The organism is Cryptosporangium minutisporangium, from assembly GCF_039536245.1.
In the GTDB taxonomy this organism is placed as follows: domain Bacteria; phylum Actinomycetota; class Actinomycetes; order Mycobacteriales; family Cryptosporangiaceae; genus Cryptosporangium; species Cryptosporangium minutisporangium.
Genome location: NZ_BAAAYN010000018.1, coordinates 101,824 through 119,129, shown reverse-complemented (window position 1 = coordinate 119,129; position 17,306 = coordinate 101,824). Strand labels below are relative to the sequence as shown.

Sequence of the window (17,306 nt, the reverse complement as noted above, 5' to 3'; positions counted from 1 at the left end):
CGGCGCGCGCTCGGGAATGCGGCGGGCGCCGGACGGCTCAGGAGCGTCCGGAGGCGGGTGGTGCGCGGGTGTCGGGAAGGCCGGCCGGTGCCGGCGGGGCTCGGCTGGGCGCGTCGGTCAGCGTGCGGCCGGCGGGGAGCAGCGGCTCGGCGAGCCCAATCCGCCCCACCGTCGTGCCGGCCGGGAGCACGTCCGCGTGGATTCGCTGGGCGGTCGTGAACGCAGGCTTGGAGTTCTCCTGCTGCCTCTGCGGACGGGCGCGGCTCGCGGTGCCACGCGCCGACGCGTGCGTAGCCGCGCGGACCGTGGCGGGCGTCGCTCCCACCACGAAGCCGGAGCCGCTGCCGGACCCGGCTGCACCCAGGCCGCTGGTACTCGGGCCGGGTGTACCCCAGCCCGGGGCGCCGAGTGCCGTCGCGACCGCGGGTACGGCGACCGCGCCGAGGCCTCCGGCAGCGATCAACGCCGTGCACAGCGCCATCGCGAGCCGCGCGACGGCCCGTCGTGCTCGCACGCCGACGGTCGGCCCCAGGGGCCGCGCTCCGGTGGCGTGTGTCATCGGCGGACGAGACCCTCTCGACGGTGGCGGTAACCACCACCCTACGTGACGATGCGCCAAGACCCGGTTCGGCGAGTCACCCGGGGGAGCCGGGCGGAGGCAGACAGTCGCCCTCCACGCCGCGCTGGAGTGCGAGCACGCAGACGTCGTCCTCCAAGACTCCGTCGGCCAACATTCCGGACGTGACGCCGTCGATGACGTCGTCGACCGAGACCGGACCCGGGGCCGACACGATCTGGGACAGGAGCGTGGCGAGTTTCTCCTGACTGACCCGCAGGTCGGTGTACCGGCGCTCGATCAAGCCGTCCGTGTACAGGAGCAACGTGCCGCCCTCGGGCACCGCCAGCGTCCGGCTGGAGTACGTCCGGGTAGCGGACGCGCCGAGGATCGGGTCGGCGGTCCCCAGGACGGTCACGTGCGGACACGCCTCCGGCGCCGGGGCGGGGGCGAGCAGCGGGTACGGGTGGCCGGCGTTGGCCCACCGGAGCGAGCCGATGCCGGGGTCGTACACGCAGACGACGGCGCTGACCAGCGTTCCGGCCGGGTAGCCGAGGGTCAGCAACCGATTCAGCCGGGTGAGCACCCCACCCGGGTCCGGGTCCTCCAGCGCGTAACCGCGGTTGACCGAACGGATCTGGCCCATGATCGCTGCGGCGTGCTGGTCGTGACCGATGACGTCACCCACGGACAGCGCGATCCGGCCGTCCGGCAGCGGGAACGCGTCGTACCAGTCGCCGCCGACGTCGATCCGGTCGGCGACCGAGAGATAGTCGGCCTTCAGCGCTCCACCCGGTATGTCGGGCAGCGAGGTCGGCAGCATCGCCCGCTGGAAGAGTTCCAGCACCCGGCGTTCGGCCAGGATCTCCGCGCGTGCCTCGGCGACGTCCCGCTGTGCCGCGACCAGCTCGCCCTGCGCGGCGTACAGCTCGTCCTCGGTGGCCTTCGCGTCGGTGACGTCCTGCACGACACCCCAGAGACCGACGACCTCGGCCTCCGGGTCGTCGCCGGCACGCACCGCCTCGCCGTGCACCAGCATCTCCCGAACCGCACCGTCCGCACGAATCATCCGGGTCTCCACGGTGAACGGAGCGCCGGTCGCGATCGCCCGCGCCTGCATCGCGGTCAGGCGCTCGATCTCGTCCGGGTGGATGCGAGCGCGAACCTCGTCCTCCGTCGCCGGCGGCGAGTCCAGACCCATCAGCGTGCACAGCTCCTCCGACCAGATGCTGCGCTGGGCGGCGAGGTTGACCTCGAAACCGGCGAGCTGAGCGATCCGCTGCGACTCGAGCAGGCGGTGGCTGAGCCGTTCGGTCGCCTGCATCCGCTCGGCTTCGCGCTCCAGCTGCTCCATCCGGTATCGCTCGGTGAGGTCCGACACGACCGCGCCGACTCCGGTGATCGAGCCGCCCGGTCCACCCGACAGGCGGACCGGGAAGGCGTCCACCATCAGCTGCCGGGCGGTACCGGCTGGCGTCGTCACGGTGAGCAGCTGGTGCCGAAGGACCGTGCCCGCGGTGAGCACCGAGCGGAGCTGCGCGGCCAGTTCGGTGGAAACGTCCGGGATCACCTCGGCGAGCGTCCGCCCGAGGTGCGCCATCGGCGGTCGCCCACTCGTTCGGGCGAACGCCGCGTTCACCCGAACGAACCGAAGATCGCGGTCGAACAGCGCGATGCCGACCGGTGCCGCCTCGAACAACGGGTCCAGCACCGCGGTGGCGCGTCGAGCGGCGTCCCCGAGCAGGTTGTCGAGCCATATGACCGCGAGCGACGTGAGCAGGAGAAACACCGCCGCCCAGAGCCACTCGAGGCGGTCGTCGTCAGAAGTCCGCGGCTCGGGCAGGTCCACCGTCGCGATCAGCGCGGCGGTGGCCGTGACGGCGGCGAGCAGGCCGGGACCACGGCCACCGATCACGGTCGAGGCGACGACCGCGATCAAGAAGAGGAAGCCCGGGATCGCCTCGGCGGCCGGGGTGGTCGCGATTACCAACGCCGGGGCGAGCGGCAGCAGCACGCCGATTGCCCAACGGCCCGGTCCGGCGATCCAGACCCGACGTCTGCCCTGAACCGTCCGCCGAAGCAGGGTTCGCCTGGCGCGCTTCACCGCTGTCCGCTCCGTCCGCCTCGGGCCGACCGTTCCGCGACGAACGGTGGGGCGTCAGGAGACGGAGCCCGGACCGGGCGGCCCAGCATTCGCCAGCCAGAACGGTGTCATGACCGCGGACCCCGGACAACCCGGGACGCCGTGTCGTCCCAGGTTCGCCGGTTGCGGGTATGCGCGAGGCGCGGGCTGGAGGGTCAGCCGAGCTGACGGAGGCAGACCGTCTCCGGCATCGCCTCGAGCGCGGCGAGGACCTCGTCGGAGAGCACGCCCGGCACGTCGGTGACGACGTAGCCGAGCTCGCCGCGGGTGTTGAGCAGCTGGCCCTCGATGTTGACGCCGTGCTCGGCCATGATCCGGTTGACGGTCGCGAGCACGCCCGGCGTGTTCCGGTGCAGGTGGGCCAGGCGGTGGGTGCCGGGCGTCGGCTCCAGGTTCAGCGGCGGCAGGTTGACGCTCAGCGTCGTGCTGCCGGTCTGTCGGTGTCGGCGCAGCTTGCCGGCGACGAACCGCCCGATGTCCTCCTGCGCCTCCTCGGTGGAGCCACCGATGTGCGGAGTCAGGATGACGTTCGGCAGGCCGCGCAGATCCGAGTGGAACTCGTCGCCGCGCCGCTTCGGCTCGTGCGGGAACACGTCGACGGCCGCGCCGGCGAGGTGGCCGCTGACGATGTGCGCGCGCAGCGCCTCGTGGTCCACGACGAAACCGCGGGAGAGGTTGAGGAAGATCGCGCCCTGACGCATCCGCGCGAACTGGGCGTCGCCGAACAGGCCCGCGTTGCCCGACCGGCCGTCGACGTGCAGCGTGACGACGTCGGCCCAGTCGAGCAGGTCGTCGAGGTTGCTGTAGCGGCGGGCGTTACCCAGCGCGAGCTTCTCGGCGGTGTCGTAGAAGCCGACGGACATACCGAGGGCCTCGGCGAGCACCGAGAGCTGGCTGCCGATGTTGCCGTAGCCGACGATGCCGAGCCGACGCCCGCGCACCTCGTGGCTGCCCTCGGCCGACTTGTCCCAGACACCGTCGTGCAGCGCCTTGTTCTTGTCGGTCAGGCGACGGGTGAGCGCGACGATCTCGGCCAGAGCGAGCTCGACGACACTGCGCGTGTTGGAGAACGGCGCGTTGAAGACAGCGATGCCGCGCCCGGCGGCGGAGACCAGGTCGATCTGATTGGTGCCGATGCAGAAGGCACCGATCGCCAGCAGGTCGGGCGCCTTCTCCAGCACCGTCTCAGTCACCTGGGTCTTCGACCGGATGCCGAGCAGGTGGACTCCGGACAGCGCATCGATGAGCTCCGACTCGTCGAGCGCGCCGGACCGCGCGTCGACCTCGACGCCGGCCGCGCTGAGGATCGCCTCGGCGTGGGGGTGCAGGTTCTCCAGCAGCAGTGCCTTCAGCATGCACCCATTGTCACCCGATCCCGCGCTGACCCGAAATCCGCGAGGTCGTGGCTCACCCTCGCGGAGCAGCGCGGCTGACGAACTGTGCGCAGGGTCACTGGATCGGTTACGCCACGTGGGTCGGCCGGGTGCGTCGGCCGGCGCGGGCCGCAGCCGCGGATCCGGGGTCTGGTCCCGGTCCGCTTAGTGGGCTTCGGGCTGGTCCGCGGGGACCGGTGCCGCGCCGTCCAGCGCGAACAGCAGGTCGAGCCCGACCGTCATCATCGCCTTGCGGACCATCGACGGGACCTGCTGCAGCGTCGTCATGCGGCCCTGCTCGGCGGCCACGTGGTGCAACCGGACCAGGAAACTCAGCGCCTGCGAACCGATGAACGTCACACCGCCGAGGTCGACGACGACGTCGGACGGCTGGGCCTCCGTGGCGGTGGTGAGCGCCGATTCCAGGGCCTCGTTGACCAGAAGGTCGATCTCACCGGTCAGCGTGATCGTCACCAGGCCCGGGGCCACGGTGCAGGTGACCCGGCTCTGCGAGGCCGGCCAACCGTTCTTCTCCATGGGGGTGGTCCTCCTGCGACGCGCCCTCGATGCGTGGACACCGAGAACCGCCGCGTCGAAACGCGTGGAGGCCGCCTGCTCGACCAGGAGTCACACAGGTGGCGTGACCCGGCGCCATCTTAGAGGTGGGTGTGAGAGGAGGTGTGACCGGTCCGGTGGATACGTGACGTTCGCACCGGAAGGAGTGAGGTTGCGGGGACGACAGGCGTAGCCGCTCGGCAGACGGGTAGGTCCTCTCTGACTCGGACACAGGCTCGCCGGACTTGGAGGGAACGATGACGGTCAGCGGTGGCGCAGGCGCCCTCGGCGTGGACCCGGAGCAGTTGCCCGACGACGACTTGCTGCGGGAGCTGCGACGTCTGCACGACACCCGCCACGAGACGCTCCGCCACGGCTCGGACGACGCCCTGGACACCCACTCGGTGCGCACCGCCGATCTCGAGGCGGAGTACCTGCGGCGGTGGCCGCAGCGCGAGGTCGACCCGGAGCGGCTGCGGTCCGGAGCGCGCAGCCGGGACTGAGTACCCGTACTGAGCAGGACCGGCTGAGCAAGACTGGGCCCGGACGCCCGGGCCTAAGGTAGTTGCATGCGCTATCTACCACTCGGGACGTCCGGGCTGCTGGTGTCGGCGATAGGCCTGGGGTGCAACAACTTCGGTGGTCGGCTGGACGCGATCGGAACACGCGCGGTGGTCGACGCCGCGATCGAGGCCGGTATCACGCTGTTCGACACCGCCGACGGCTACGGCGGACGCGGGGCGTCGGAGACGTTGCTCGGTGAGGTCCTCGCCGGCCGTCGCGACGACGTCGTCCTGGCCACCAAGTTCGGGCACCAGCGCACCGACATGGGGTACGGCGCGGCGGCCGGAGCCAAGGGCGGCCGGGCGTACATCCGGCGTGCGGTCGAGGAATCCCTGCGGCGGTTGCGGACCGACCACATCGATCTGCTCCAGCTGCACACCCCCGACCCGGTGACGCCGATCAGCGAGACACTCACCGCGCTGGACGAGCTCGTGCGGGCCGGAAAGGTCCGGTACATCGGGCACTCGAACTTCACCGGCTGGCAGCTGGCCGAAGCCGCCCACGTCGCCCGCGAACAGGGCACGGTTCCGTTCGTCTCGGCGCAGAATCACTGGTCGCTGCTGGAGCGGGACGTCGAGCGCGAGGTGGTTCCGGCGGCCCGCCACTACGGGGTCGGCGTGCTGCCGTACTTCCCGCTGGCGAACGGATTGCTCACCGGCAAGGTGCGCCGCGGCCGGCCGGTGCCGGAGAACTCCCGGCTGGCCAGCCGCGACGGCTACATCACCGACGAGAAGCTGGACCGGGTCGAGGCGCTCGCGAAGTGGGGTGCGGAGGCGGGCCGTTCGCTGCTGGAGATCGCAATCGGCGGACTGGCGGCGCAGCCCGGCTGCAGTTCGGTGATCGCCGGTGCGATGACCCCCGAGCAGGTGCGGGCGAACGCTGCCGCGGGGGCGTGGGTGCCGACCGCCGACGAACTCGCCGCGATCAACGAGATCGTCCCGCCTCCGGCGGCGGCCTGACGGCTGGGCGCCCTGCCGCGGCGGAATTGTCGGACGGGCGGGTGAGAATCAGGACGTGCTGATCGCGCTCGTTCCGGGGTGGGGTGGCGGCGGCTCGCTGGCGGAGATCGACGCGGCGGGCCAGGTCGCCGGCCCCGTGCGGTGGTGCGCTGACGGGGCGGTGCTCGCCCGGGAGGTCGCCGCACGGGAACGGGCCGTCCGGCCGCGCTGGCTCTGGCCCACCGCCGCCGCTGCATACCCCGCGCTGCTCGAGGCCGGGGTGCGGGTGGAGCGCTGTCACGACTTGGAACTCGTCGAGTCGCTGCTGGTCGGGTACGAGGGGCACTGGGGTGAGCCACGGTCGCTCGCCGCGGCGCTCGCCCGGGCTCGTGGCCTCCCGATCCCGCGGGATCCGCCGCCGCGCCCGCGGGACGTCCAGCCGGTGCTCTTCGCCGCGGACGTGGAACCCGCGGCCGATACTGCTGTCCCGCCCGGCGACGAACCGGTCGCCGTGGTGGCCGAGGTCTACCGAGCTCAGCTGGCGCGGATGGCCACGGTCGCGCACCCCGACCGGTTCCGGCTGCTGGCCGCCGCCGAGTCGGCCGGTGCGCTCGCCGCCGCGGAGATGCGGCACGACGGCTTGCCGTGGGCATCCGAGCGGCACGACGCGCTGCTGGCCAAGCTGCTCGGTCCGCGTCCGCTCCCTGGTGACCTGCCGGTGCGCCTGCACGAACTCGCCGCCGAGGTGCGCGGGGCGTTCGGTGGCCTGAAGGTCAACCCGGACGCCCCGGCCGACGTCGTGCGGGCCTTCGGACGGGCCGGCATCCAGATTCCGTCGACCCGGTCCTGGGTGCTCAAGCGCATCGACCATCCGGCCGTCGCGCCGATCCTCGCGTACAAAGAGCTGTCCCGGCTGTTCGCCGCCAACGGATGGGCCTGGCAAGACACCTGGGTCTCCGGCGGCCGGTTGCGGCCGGAGTACGTGCCCGGCGGTGTCGTGTCCGGGCGGTGGGCCACCCGGGGCGGGGCTGCGCTCCAGCTCCCCAAGGCGGTCCGGCAGGCAGTGGTGGCCGATCCGGGCCACGTCCTGGTGGTGGCGGACGCCTCGGCGCTGGAACCTCGGGTGCTCGCCGCACTCTCCGGCGACCGGAAGATGGCCGAGGCCGCGGCCGCCGGCGACCTGTACGACGCGCTCGCCGCCGATGCGTTCGACAACGACCGCGCCCGGGCCAAGCTCGGGATGCTGGGTGCTCTCTACGGCCAGACCAGCGGCGAAGGCGGCCGGTTGGCGCACGTGCTCCGCCGCCGGTTTCCGGACGCCCTGGCGGTGGTGGACGGGGCGGCGAAGGCGGGGGAGGAAGGGCGCCTGGTGCGGTCGCGGTTGGGTCGCACCTGCCCGCCGGTCGGTGGGTCCGCGGACTGGTCGGAGGGCGGCGAGGGCTCGCCCAGTGGCGAGGGTTCACCCAGCGGCGTGGGTTCACCGAGAGGCGACGGCGCCACCGGCTCGGCCGACGGCGATCATTCCGGTGACCGCCCGGGCGCGGATCCGGCCGCCGTAGACCGGGCGCGGCGTGCCGCCCGGGGGCGCTTCACCCGGAACTTCCTCGTGCAGGCGACCGCGGCGGAGTGGGCCCTGATCCTGCTGGCGGGCTTGCGACGACGTCTGCACGCGATGGAGCCGGGGCCGACCGATCCGGACGGTGCGCGGCTGGTGTTCTTCCAGCACGACGAGGTCGTCGTGCACTGCCGGGAGGAGGCGGCCGACGAGGTGCGGCAGGCGGTTCTCGCCGCCGCCGACGAAGCCCGTCAGCTGCTCTTCGGCCCTACTCCGGTCAAGTTTCCCCTGGACCTGGCCGTGGTGAAGTCCTACGCGGACGCGTGAGCCTCGTTCCGGGACTCGAGCAGGGCGAGAACCTGGTTGTGCACCCGCCGCTCGATGACGAACGAGAGGAACGGGACCGTCCCGGCCAGCATGACGCCGATGATCTTGCGCACCGACCAGCGCAGCCGCAGCGCGAGGTCGAGCGTCACCGCGAGGTACACCATGTAGAGGAAGCCGTGGATCGGGCTGACCACCGCGCTGACCTCCGGAGTATCGCCGAGGTACTTCAGCGGCATCGCCACGAGCACCAGCACGAGCAGACCGACGCCCACGACGTACGCGGCGATCCGGAAGCGGGTCAGCGCCGACTTGACTGAGCGGTTCACGGGGAGGTCCTCCGGGCTGGAACGTCGACGGCTGGAACTTCGGCGGCTGGAACTTCGGTGACGGTACTCGGGGTGTTCAGCGCGGTCAGGTACGCGTTGTACGCGGCCAGCTGCTCGTCGTCCGGCTCATCGCTCCCCGGCGGCGGTGGGGCGACGGTCGGCCGGTACCGCCGCCGGACCTGCACGGTGCGCTGCCCGCCGGCTGCAGCGTCCGCCGGCGCGTCGGTTGTGGTCGTGGCGTCCGACTCGGCCGGTGGGCGCAGCTCCAACCGCAGCATCCGATACCAGGCGTATCCGACGAAGGCGGCGAAGGCCGGCCATTGAAGTGCGTAACCAATGTTCTGGGCACTGCCGGTGAGCGAGTTCGCGCGGCCCCACTGCCACCAGGCGAGCCCGAGGCACACCCCGATCAGCACGATCGCCACCGCATGGCGGACCAGCCACCGCGGGGAAAGTAGGAGCGACCGCACACCCCGAGGCTACCCGGCCTGTGCTGCCTCGTGTGGCGGCGTCCCCAGCTCGTGAGATCGGTCCCACGCCTGGTCGCGGCCTTGACGCCTACGCGAGGTCGAAGAGTGCGTCGACGCCGGTGATCTCCAGGATCCGGAGCACCGCAGGAGACGGCCGCGCCACCTGGAACTTCCCGCCGACGTTGCGGGCCTGGTGCCACAGCGTCACGAGTACGCCCAGGCCGGTCGAGTCGATGAACGACACGTCGGCGAGGTCGACGGTGAGGGTCGGGGGAGGGCCCGACGCGCGGAGCGCAGCCGTTCCTGCGGTCCGCACCTGGCCGGCCGTCTCGAGGTCGAGCGCACCGGCCGCGCGCAGCACGATCTCGCTCCCGACCTGCTCGGTCGTGAGCGACCAGGGCGTGTTCTCCAGCATCGGCTCCTCTCCGCCCTCGATTCGGCCGACCGGACCATTGTCCGGCACGATCTGATGACGGTGGTACAACGACCGCGGACGGTCATACGCCGGCATCGGGGTCCGTGTTTCGCTTCGGAGCGTAGTGCGGCACGTACTCCTGTCCGGAGAGTGCGCCGATTGCGGCCACGATCTGGTCGGTGACCGCACGCCGCGCCCTGGCCTTCCCGGCCTGACCTTTGTACTCGTCGAACATCATCGGCTCCCCGAAGCGGATTCCGACCCGTACCGGGCGGGGAACCGTCCGGCCGGGCGGCAGCGCCCGCTCCGTGTTGAACATCGCCACCGGGACGACCGGCACCTCGGCGGTGAGCGCGAGCCACGCGACGCCGGTGCGACCGCGGTACAGCCGGCCGTCGGGGGAGCGGGTGCCCTCCGGGTAGATACCGAACAGACGACCGGAGCGCAGCACGTCGAGGCTGGCGTCCAGCGCCTCCTGGGCGGCTCGGTTGTTGCCCCGGTTCACCGGCACCTGCCCGGCGCCGCGCATGAATCGCGCGGTCAGCCGGTCGATCGGCCGGGTGCCGGTGAAGTACTCCTGCTTCGCCACGTAGACCACGTCGCGATTCAGGACGAGTGGGACGAAGACCGAGTCCATGATCGAGAGATGGTTGGACGCGAGGATCGCGGCGCCGTTCGTCGGAACGTGCTCCTTACCCTCGACCCAGGGACGGAACGCCAGGTGGAGGATGGGGCCACCGACCTTCTTGCTCAGGCCGTACGCCATGGGAATTCCTCCTCAGGCACCGCAGTGATTCGCGATCACCCTAAGGCTCCTTCGATCGCGATGTGGCGGCCGGGAGGGGAAGTTGTCTGGCAAAGAGTGACTCGATGCACTCAGGGCGCGACGGACGGTTGTGACTCCGTGTCGCGGTGGATGGCGTCGTGCAAGGTGGACAGCCGGGCGCCGGTGCCGCCCCAGCGGCCAGCGACGATCTCGGCGGCGATGCTCACCGCGGTCTCCTCCGGGGTCCGGGCGCCGAGGTCGAGGCCGATCGGGGACGCCAGCCGGGCGGTCTCCGCAGGCGTCAGGCCGGCCTCGTACAGCCGCTGCAGCCGATCCTCGTGGGTGCGGCGCGAACCCATCGCCCCGACGTAGGCCGTCGGTAGCCGCAGGGCCACTTCCAGCACCGGCACGTCGAACTTCGGGTCGTGAGTGAGGACGCAGAGCACGGACCGCTCGTCCACCCGGCCGGCGTCGGCCTCGGCCCGCAGGTAGCGGTGCGGCCACTCGACGACCACCTCGTCGGCGTCCGGGAAACGCTTGGGAGTGGCGAAGACCGGACGGGCGTCGCAGACCGTGACCCGGTACCCGAGAAACGACCCGATCCGGGCCAGCGCGGCCGCGAAGTCGATCGCGCCGAACACGATCATCCGCGGCCGAGGAGCGAAACTGGACACGAACAGCGTCAGGTCGTCGCCCCGTCGCTCACCGTCGTGGCCGTAGTGGACGGTCGTGGTGCGGCCCGCCGCCAGCAGCCCGCGAACGTCGTCGGTCACCGCTTCGTCCAGCCGGGCCGACCCGAGCGTGCCGGCCACCCGGTCCGGCCAGACGATCAGCCGACGACCGACCCGGTCGTCGCCGGTGGGCGCCGCGGCACTGGCGATGCACGTCACGACCGCGACCGGGGCCCCGCCGCGGATCGCCGCGACGACGTCGCCGAACTCCGGAAAGCTCTCCCTGTCGAGCCGCTCCACCCAGACGTCGAGGATGCCGCCGCAGGTCAGGCCGACCGCGAACGCGTCGTCGTCGGAGACGCCGTAGCGCTCCAGGCTCGACTCGCCGGTCGTGATCGCGTCCTGGGCCCGTTCGTAGACCGCGCCCTCGACGCAGCCGCCGGAGACACTGCCGACCGCGGTGCCGTCCGGGCCGACCAGCATCGACGCACCGGCCGGCCGCGGGGCACTCTTCCAGGTCGCGACGACGGTGCCGACACCGACGGGCTCGCCGGCGCTCCACCAGGCATACAGGTCATCGAGCACCTCACGCATACGCCACCGCCTCCACGTACGGGCTCATCCCGCAACTATGACCGCTGTGCGGCGGGAGTGCTACGCGGCGTTCACGTCGTAGACGTAGCCGTAGAAGAAGCCACCGAGGAGCAGCGCGCCGACCCCGATGACGAAGATCCGGTTCCGGAAGGACATGCCCGGCATCCATTTGCGCTGCGCCCAGTTGAGCAGCAGGCCGGCCAGGATCACGAACACGATGATGATGAACGCGTTCGGGTTGTCCCGCAGCGTTCCATCCTCCTGACCGAGCAGCAGCACGCTCACCACGCTACGGCACCGGACAAATGCGCCGGGCGTCCACGAGGTGAGGGAACGTGAGTTCGGGCACGGCCGCGCCGACTCGGCCCGGCGGGGCGGGCCGGTGGGACAGAATCCGCGGATGGCTACTCGCTGGAAGAAGGCGGCCCCACCGTTGCTGGCCGGCCTGCTCGGCACGATGGGCGTACTGCACTTCGTCGCGCCGAAACCGTTCGCACGGATCATCCCGAAGGGTCTGCCGGCGCCCGACGCGCTGGTCGCGATCAGCGGGGCGGCCGAGCTGGCCTGCGCCGCGCTGGTGGCCGTGCCCAGGACCCGGCGCGTCGGGGCGCTGGCGTCCGCGGCGCTGTTCGTCGGCGTGTACCCCGCGAACGTGCAGATGGCGCTGGACGCCCGCCGGTCGTCGGACAGCCGCTACAAGGCGATCGCCTACGGACGCTTACCGTTCCAGGCGCCGCTGATCGCGTGGGCTCTGGGCGTGGCTAAGAACGCCCGCTAGCCCAGTCGAGTAGCTGCTCGGCGGGCCAGGTGTTGACGACCTTCTCGGGGTCCACGCCGCACGCTGCGGCCCGCGCGCACCCGTATGGCTGCCAGTCGAGCTGGCCCGGCGCGTGCGCGTCGGTGTCGACGGCGAAGTAGCAACCGGCCTCGACCGCCAGCCGCAGCAGGCGCTTTGGCGGGTCGAGGCGCTCCGGCCGGGAGTTGATCTCGACCGCCACGCCGCGCTCGGCGCAGGCGGCGAACACCGCGTCGGCGTCGAACTGGCTCTCCGGACGCTTGCCCTGCCCGGTGGCCTCCCGGCCGGTGACCAGCCGCCCGGTGCAGTGGCCGAGCACGTCGGTGTGCGGGTTCTCGATCGCGGCCAGCATCCGCTTCGTCATCACGTCGGCGGGCGCCCGCAGCTTGGAGTGGACGCTCGCCACGACGAGGTCGAGTCGGGCCAGCAACTCGTCTTCCTGGTCGAGGCTGCCGTCCTCGTTGATGTCGACCTCGATACCGGTGAGGATCCGGAACGGCGCCAGCTCGGCGTTCAGCTCGGCCACCACGTCCAGCTGCTTGCGCAGCCGGTCGGCCGAGAGCCCGTTCGCGACGGTCAGCCGCGGCGAATGATCGGTGAGGACGACGTACTCGTGGCCGATGTCGCGGGCCGCCTCGGCCATCTCCCGGATCGGCGAGCCGCCGTCCGACCAGTCCGAGTGCGTGTGGCAGTCACCGCGCAGCAGGGTCCGGAGCGCGGTGCCCGCCTCGTCCACCGAGGAGCCCGCGGTGTCCTCCAGCCGGCGCAGGTAGACCGGTACCTCGCCGCCCAGGGACTCGGCCACGCACCGCGCGGTCACTTCGCCGATGCCGGGTAGCTGCTTGAGCGTCCCTGCTTCGGCCCGCTCGCGCAGCTCGTTCTCGTCCAGCTTCCCCACCGCTGCGGCCGCCGAGCGGAACGCGCGCACACGGTAGGTCGCCTCGTGCGCCCGCTCCAGCAGGAACGCGATCCGCCGCAGGTCGGCGACGGGGTCACGGGCCTGATCGGTCACGACCTCACCGTACCGAAGGGGCCTGCCGGATGCAGGACGCCGCGATGCCGCATGCTTGCATCATGACCGCACGCAAGAGCATCGAGTGCTGGCTGATGGACATGGACGGGGTGCTCGTCCACGAGGGCATCCCGGTCCCGGGTGCCCCGGAGTTCCTCGGGAAGCTGGTCGAGAAGGGCCGGCCGCACCTGGTGCTGACGAACAACTCGATCTACACGCCGCGTGACCTCTCCGCGCGTCTGCAGCGAGCAGGCATCGCGGTGCCGCCGGAGTCGATTTGGACGTCTGCGCTGGCCACCGCGCGTTTCCTCGACGACCAGCGGCCGGGCGGCACCGCGCACGTGGTCGGCGAGGCCGGTCTGACGACCGCGCTGCACGAGATCGGCTACATCCTCACCGACGCCGACCCGGACTACGTCGTGCTGGGCGAGACGCGGAACTACAGCTTCGAGGCGATCACCACCGCCATTCGCCTGATCGATCGCGGCGCCCGGTTCATCGCCACCAACCCCGACCCGACCGGGCCGTCGCACGAGGGCGCGCTGCCGGCCACGGGGGCCGTGGCGGCGCTGATCAGCAAGGCGACCGGTGTCGAGCCGTACTTCGTCGGGAAGCCGAACCCGCTGATGATGCGATCGGCGCTCAACGCGGTCGACGGGCACAGCGAAAGCACGGTGATGATCGGCGACCGGATGGACACCGACGTGATCGCCGGCATGGAGGCCGGTCTGGAGACGGTGCTGGTGCTCACCGGCGTCACCCGCGCCGAGGACGTCAACCGGTTCCCGTTCCGGCCGTCGCGCATCCTGAACTCGGTCGCCGATCTCGTCGACGAGGTCTGAGCTTGCCCCCTGCGTGACCGGCTCGCCGTGGCACGATTGACGGCGAGATGGCGGGTGATCGAGTGGACGGCGAACAGCGACCCGACCGCCGCCCCGACGACGGTGAGACGCGGCGCCCGGTCGTCGATCGCCGGGTCGCCAGGCGCCTGGCGAACCGCCAGGTCATCGAGGACGCGGCCCTCCGGCTCTTCGCCGAGAAGGGCTTCGAGGCGACGACCGTCGACGAGATCGCGAGCGTGGCCGGGGTGAGCGTCCGGTCGTTCCACCACCACTTCCCGACGAAGCGGGACGTGCTGGTCGGCGACCTGAGCGAGCAGGCGGACGACTTGGGTGTCGCGCTGGCGGCCCAGCCCGACGGGCAGCATCCGCTGGTGGCGCTTCGAGCGGCGCTGCACCGGATCGGCTTGCAGCAGGACGTGCGCCACCGCGAGCGGACGCTGCTCCGCGCGCGCATCCTGCGGGCCGAGCCGCACCTGGTGCCGCTGGCGCACGAGCTGTTCCGGGGCTTCGGCCGGGTACTGGCGGAGGACGTCGCCCGCCGGGCCGGTCTCGATGCCGAACGGGACGCATACCCCCGCCTCGTCGCCTCGGTGGCGGTGGCGGCGCTCGGTGCGACCGTGATGTCGCTGGCACCGGAGCGGTGCGATCAGGCTGCGCTCGCGGAGGCCATCGACAACGCGCTCGGCTGCGTGCTCGCCGGGCTGCCCGCTCCGATGCCGGCCCCGACGCCCACGGCGTCGCCCTCGTCGTCGTCCTCGTCGTCCGGCTGAGGATCGGTCGCCCGGCCGGCGGCCGAAGGCGTCGGAAGATCGAGCGACGCCGCCGAGGACGCGGGGAAGATGGCCTTGCCGAGCAGCAGATAGCGGGCGAGGCCACCGACCGCGGACGCGACCAGCATGACGGTCAGCTGCAGGCTCGTGCCCGCGTCCGTCACCGTCAGGTCGAGGACGAGCAGCGCACCGGTCGTGATCAGGTACGACAGGACTACGGTGCCGGCCGCGGCGACCCGGGGAGGCAGGCCCCGCCGGTCGCTCCGGAACGTCCAGGAGCGGTGCGCCTCGTTCGAGAGCAGGGTGGAGACGATCGCCGCGACGGTGTTCGCCGCCGCGGACGGCATCAGCCCCAGCAGCGGCACGAAGATCACCGCCGAGAGCAGCGTCGAGGCGCTTCCCACCAGCACGAAGCGCACGAAAGGCCAGGCGTGCCGCCGGGCCAGCTGCCGTGCCCTGGCGACGGCGTTCGTGCGGGCGCGGCTCGGCTGCACCACGGCGAGCGCGACGACCAGCAGCGCGCAGCCGATGATGCCGTCCAGCCAGTAGTGGTTGCCGGTCACCACGACGATCACGACGGTGAAGACCGGATGCACGACCGCGAGCCACCGCCAGCGGCTGCGCACGGTCGCCACCAGCGCGATCGCGACCAGGGCAGCCCAGGCGACGTGGAGCGACGGCATCGCGGCGAACTGGTTGGCCAATCCGGTTCCGACCGGGCCGTAGACGGACTGGCCGTAGACGTGCGCGGTGTCGATCATGCCGTGGTCGGTGAGCATCCGCGGCGGGGCCAGCGGATAGATCACGTGCCCGACCAGGGCCATTCCGGTGAGCAGCACGAGCGTCCAGCGGAACCACGGATACGCCGACGGACGGCGTACGAACATCCAGACCAGGACCAGCAGCGTCGCCGGGAAGTGGACCCGGGCGTAGTAGACACCCATCGCCTCGACCAGCCACGGCCACTGCAGCGCGAACTGCTGGACGTCGTACTCGCTGGGTAACCCGATCAGCCGCTCGAACGTCCAGACCGATTCGGCGTGGCCGAACGCGGCGCCGGTGTGGTGCGCGGCGACCAGACGTCCGCCCATGTAGACCAGGTAGAGAACGGCGATCAGTGGCACTTCCCGGAGTGCGCGGTGCAGAAGCGCACTACCCCGGGGCGGCTCGACGACGACCAGTCCGGATGCGGGGGACAACCACAGCGACCTCATGCGCCACCTCCTACGCAACCGACACTACTGCGCAATGCAAACTAGTACTCAGTGCGCAGCACCGTCTGTTACGCACCGTGTTCGACGATGCGCGGTATGTATGGAGGAGGATTTCGGCGCCGGCTTGGGGAGGCTCCGTATCGTCGCTGCTCACGACTCTTACGTTCTACTAATTTTCATTCTCTGCAAAGTTGCTTTATACATGTGCTTCATCACAGCGCAAGATTCCCGACACTTGCGTAACATCACCCACGGCTACCGGACGGGCCGCGATCGCTCAGTCGGTCTGCTTGGGCGGGCCGCTGGAGGCCCGGACGACGAGCTCGGGGGAGAACCGCACTTGGCGGTGGACGTGCTGGTCGGTCGCGTCGGCCTCGGCGAGGAGTAACTCGGCGGCGGTGCGTCCCAGGAGATGCCGGGGCTGGCGTACGGAGCTGAGCGGTACCGCCGCAGCGGCCGCGAACTCGATGTCGTCGTAGCCCACGATCGACAGGTCGCCGGGGACCGAGAGGCCGCGCGCCACCATCACCTGCAGGACGCCGAGCGCGAGCAGGTCGTTGGCGCAGAAGACCGCCGTCGGGGGAGTGCGGAGTCCGAGCAGCCGTTCGCCGGCGTCCCGCCCGGACGCTACGTTCAGCGCCGCCCCGGCGATGATCTCCATCTCGCCGCCGGCGATCGCGCCCCGGTAGCGGTCGGCGCACTGCGCCAGGCTCATCGGTCCGCTGACGTACGCGATCCGCTCGTGGCCCAGGTCGCGGAGGTGGGCGGCGGCCAGCTCGCCGCCGAGGACGTCATCCACCGCGACCGAGCAGTGGTCGCCGTCGCTCGCGTGCCGGTCCACGAGGACCACCGGCACACCGCGCTGGCGCATCCGGGCCAGCCGGTCGCCGTCGACGTCGACCGGCGTGATCAGCACTCCTTGGACGCGCTGCTCCTCGAGCAGGTCCAGGTAGGCCTGTTCCTTGTCGCGCCGCTCGTCGGAGTTGCAGAGGATCACCGCGAGCCCGGCTTCGTTGGCCGCGTCCTCGACGCCGCGCGCGACGTCGGTGAAGAACGGGTTCGTGACGTCGAGGACCACCAGGCCCAGCGTCCGGCTGCGTCCGGCCCGCAAGTGCCGGGCCGACTCGTTGCGCACGAAGCCCAGTTCGTCGATCGCCCGCCGGACGCGTTCCCGGGTAGCTGGTGCCACCGCCTCCGGACGGTTGAGGACGTTGGAGACGGTGCCGACCGACACGCCGGCTCGCTCCGCGACTTCGCGGATGCTCGTCGTCCCCATGTGTGCCTCCTGTGCGCGGCCTTTGTCTCCGATGGCGCGGCCTGCGCCGGAGCGTACTGGTTGACCGAGCTGGTTTGAAACGTCTCAACCGATTACGAACGGTGCTCGCGACGTGGTCGCCCGTTAACCGCCCGGGTCACGAG

18 protein-coding genes and 1 pseudogene are annotated in these 17,306 nt (G+C 71.4%); 6 read left to right on the top strand and 13 right to left on the bottom strand.

Annotated elements, in window-relative coordinates:
* Positions 1–37 precede the first annotated feature (37 nt).
* The 4 genes from ABEB28_RS15335 to ABEB28_RS15320 form a co-directional block, all read right to left on the bottom strand.
* Positions 38–559, bottom strand: coding sequence for a hypothetical protein (locus ABEB28_RS15335; RefSeq protein WP_345728759.1), 522 nt, complete (start codon positions 557–559; stop codon positions 38–40).
* A gap of 76 nt (positions 560–635) precedes the next feature.
* Positions 636–2,570 (bottom strand): SpoIIE family protein phosphatase, encoded by a 1,935-nt coding sequence (locus ABEB28_RS15330; RefSeq protein ID WP_345728758.1) that lies wholly within the window; start codon positions 2,568–2,570, stop codon positions 636–638.
* Between the two features lie 284 nt (positions 2,571–2,854).
* Entirely contained in the window at positions 2,855–4,054 is a 1,200-nt protein-coding gene (serA, locus tag ABEB28_RS15325; protein WP_345728757.1) for a phosphoglycerate dehydrogenase, read from the bottom strand.
* A gap of 183 nt (positions 4,055–4,237) precedes the next feature.
* Positions 4,238–4,609 (bottom strand): STAS domain-containing protein, encoded by a 372-nt coding sequence (locus ABEB28_RS15320; RefSeq protein ID WP_345728756.1) that lies wholly within the window; start codon positions 4,607–4,609, stop codon positions 4,238–4,240.
* A 275-nt stretch (positions 4,610–4,884) separates the two neighbouring features.
* Here ABEB28_RS15320 and ABEB28_RS15315 point away from each other — a divergent pair, with 275 nt between their 5' ends.
* The 3 genes from ABEB28_RS15315 (at position 4,885) to ABEB28_RS15305 (ending at position 8,011) form a co-directional block, all read left to right on the top strand.
* A complete protein-coding gene (locus ABEB28_RS15315; protein WP_345728755.1) occupies positions 4,885–5,130 on the top strand; it encodes a DUF6158 family protein in 246 nt (81 codons plus the stop codon).
* 66 nt (positions 5,131–5,196) lie between these two features.
* A complete protein-coding gene (locus tag ABEB28_RS15310; RefSeq protein ID WP_345728754.1) occupies positions 5,197–6,150 on the top strand; it encodes an aldo/keto reductase in 954 nt (317 codons plus the stop codon).
* Between the two features lie 55 nt (positions 6,151–6,205).
* Positions 6,206–8,011 carry a bifunctional 3'-5' exonuclease/DNA polymerase gene (locus tag ABEB28_RS15305; protein WP_345728753.1) on the top strand — a complete coding sequence of 602 codons (1,806 nt, stop codon included), beginning with the start codon at positions 6,206–6,208 and terminating at the stop codon, positions 8,009–8,011.
* Here the strand turns inward: ABEB28_RS15305 and ABEB28_RS15300 are convergent.
* The 6 genes from ABEB28_RS15300 to ABEB28_RS15275 form a co-directional block, all read right to left on the bottom strand.
* Positions 7,996–8,337, bottom strand: a complete 342-nt coding sequence (locus ABEB28_RS15300; RefSeq protein WP_345728752.1) for a DUF3817 domain-containing protein — start codon at positions 8,335–8,337, stop codon at positions 7,996–7,998. The two genes, ABEB28_RS15305 and ABEB28_RS15300, sit on opposite strands and share 16 nt — an antisense overlap.
* Positions 8,334–8,807: a hypothetical protein gene (locus ABEB28_RS15295; protein ID WP_345728751.1), complete on the bottom strand. Its 474-nt coding sequence runs from the start codon at positions 8,805–8,807 to the stop codon at positions 8,334–8,336. Before ABEB28_RS15295 ends, ABEB28_RS15300 begins: the two co-directional genes overlap by 4 nt.
* Positions 8,808–8,895: 88 nt before the next feature.
* Positions 8,896–9,222, bottom strand: coding sequence for an STAS domain-containing protein (locus ABEB28_RS15290; protein ID WP_345728750.1), 327 nt, complete (start codon positions 9,220–9,222; stop codon positions 8,896–8,898).
* Between the two features lie 82 nt (positions 9,223–9,304).
* Positions 9,305–9,988: a lysophospholipid acyltransferase family protein gene (locus ABEB28_RS15285; RefSeq protein WP_345728749.1), complete on the bottom strand. Its 684-nt coding sequence runs from the start codon at positions 9,986–9,988 to the stop codon at positions 9,305–9,307.
* A gap of 110 nt (positions 9,989–10,098) precedes the next feature.
* On the bottom strand, positions 10,099–11,253 hold the full coding sequence (locus ABEB28_RS15280; RefSeq protein ID WP_345728748.1) for an XdhC family protein: 1,155 nt from the start codon (positions 11,251–11,253) through the stop codon (positions 10,099–10,101).
* Positions 11,254–11,313: 60 nt separating this feature from the next.
* Positions 11,314–11,532 (bottom strand): hypothetical protein, encoded by a 219-nt coding sequence (locus tag ABEB28_RS15275; protein ID WP_345728747.1) that lies wholly within the window; start codon positions 11,530–11,532, stop codon positions 11,314–11,316.
* A 121-nt stretch (positions 11,533–11,653) separates the two neighbouring features.
* On the opposite strand from ABEB28_RS15275, the gene ABEB28_RS15270 reads away from it, so the two are divergent.
* Entirely contained in the window at positions 11,654–12,031 is a 378-nt protein-coding gene (locus ABEB28_RS15270; protein ID WP_345728746.1) for a DoxX family protein, read from the top strand.
* On the opposite strand, the gene ABEB28_RS15265 is transcribed toward ABEB28_RS15270, so the two are convergent.
* Positions 12,015–13,061 carry a PHP domain-containing protein gene (locus ABEB28_RS15265; protein ID WP_345728745.1) on the bottom strand — a complete coding sequence of 349 codons (1,047 nt, stop codon included), beginning with the start codon at positions 13,059–13,061 and terminating at the stop codon, positions 12,015–12,017. The genes ABEB28_RS15270 and ABEB28_RS15265 overlap by 17 nt on opposite strands.
* A gap of 62 nt (positions 13,062–13,123) precedes the next feature.
* Between ABEB28_RS15265 and ABEB28_RS15260 the strand changes: the two genes are divergently transcribed.
* On the top strand, positions 13,124–13,903 hold the full coding sequence (locus ABEB28_RS15260) for an HAD-IIA family hydrolase (protein ID WP_345728744.1): 780 nt from the start codon (positions 13,124–13,126) through the stop codon (positions 13,901–13,903).
* Between the two features lie 47 nt (positions 13,904–13,950).
* Positions 13,951–14,550 (top strand): annotated as a pseudogene (locus tag ABEB28_RS15255) (TetR/AcrR family transcriptional regulator); the annotation flags it as partial.
* Here ABEB28_RS15255 and ABEB28_RS15250 read toward each other — a convergent pair.
* A complete protein-coding gene (locus ABEB28_RS15250) occupies positions 14,550–15,887 on the bottom strand; it encodes a phosphatase PAP2 family protein (protein ID WP_345728743.1) in 1,338 nt (445 codons plus the stop codon). The pseudogene ABEB28_RS15255 and the gene ABEB28_RS15250 sit on opposite strands and share 1 nt — an antisense overlap.
* A gap of 277 nt (positions 15,888–16,164) precedes the next feature.
* On the bottom strand, positions 16,165–17,163 hold the full coding sequence (locus ABEB28_RS15245; RefSeq protein ID WP_345728742.1) for a LacI family DNA-binding transcriptional regulator: 999 nt from the start codon (positions 17,161–17,163) through the stop codon (positions 16,165–16,167).
* Between the last annotated feature and the right edge of the window lie 143 nt (positions 17,164–17,306).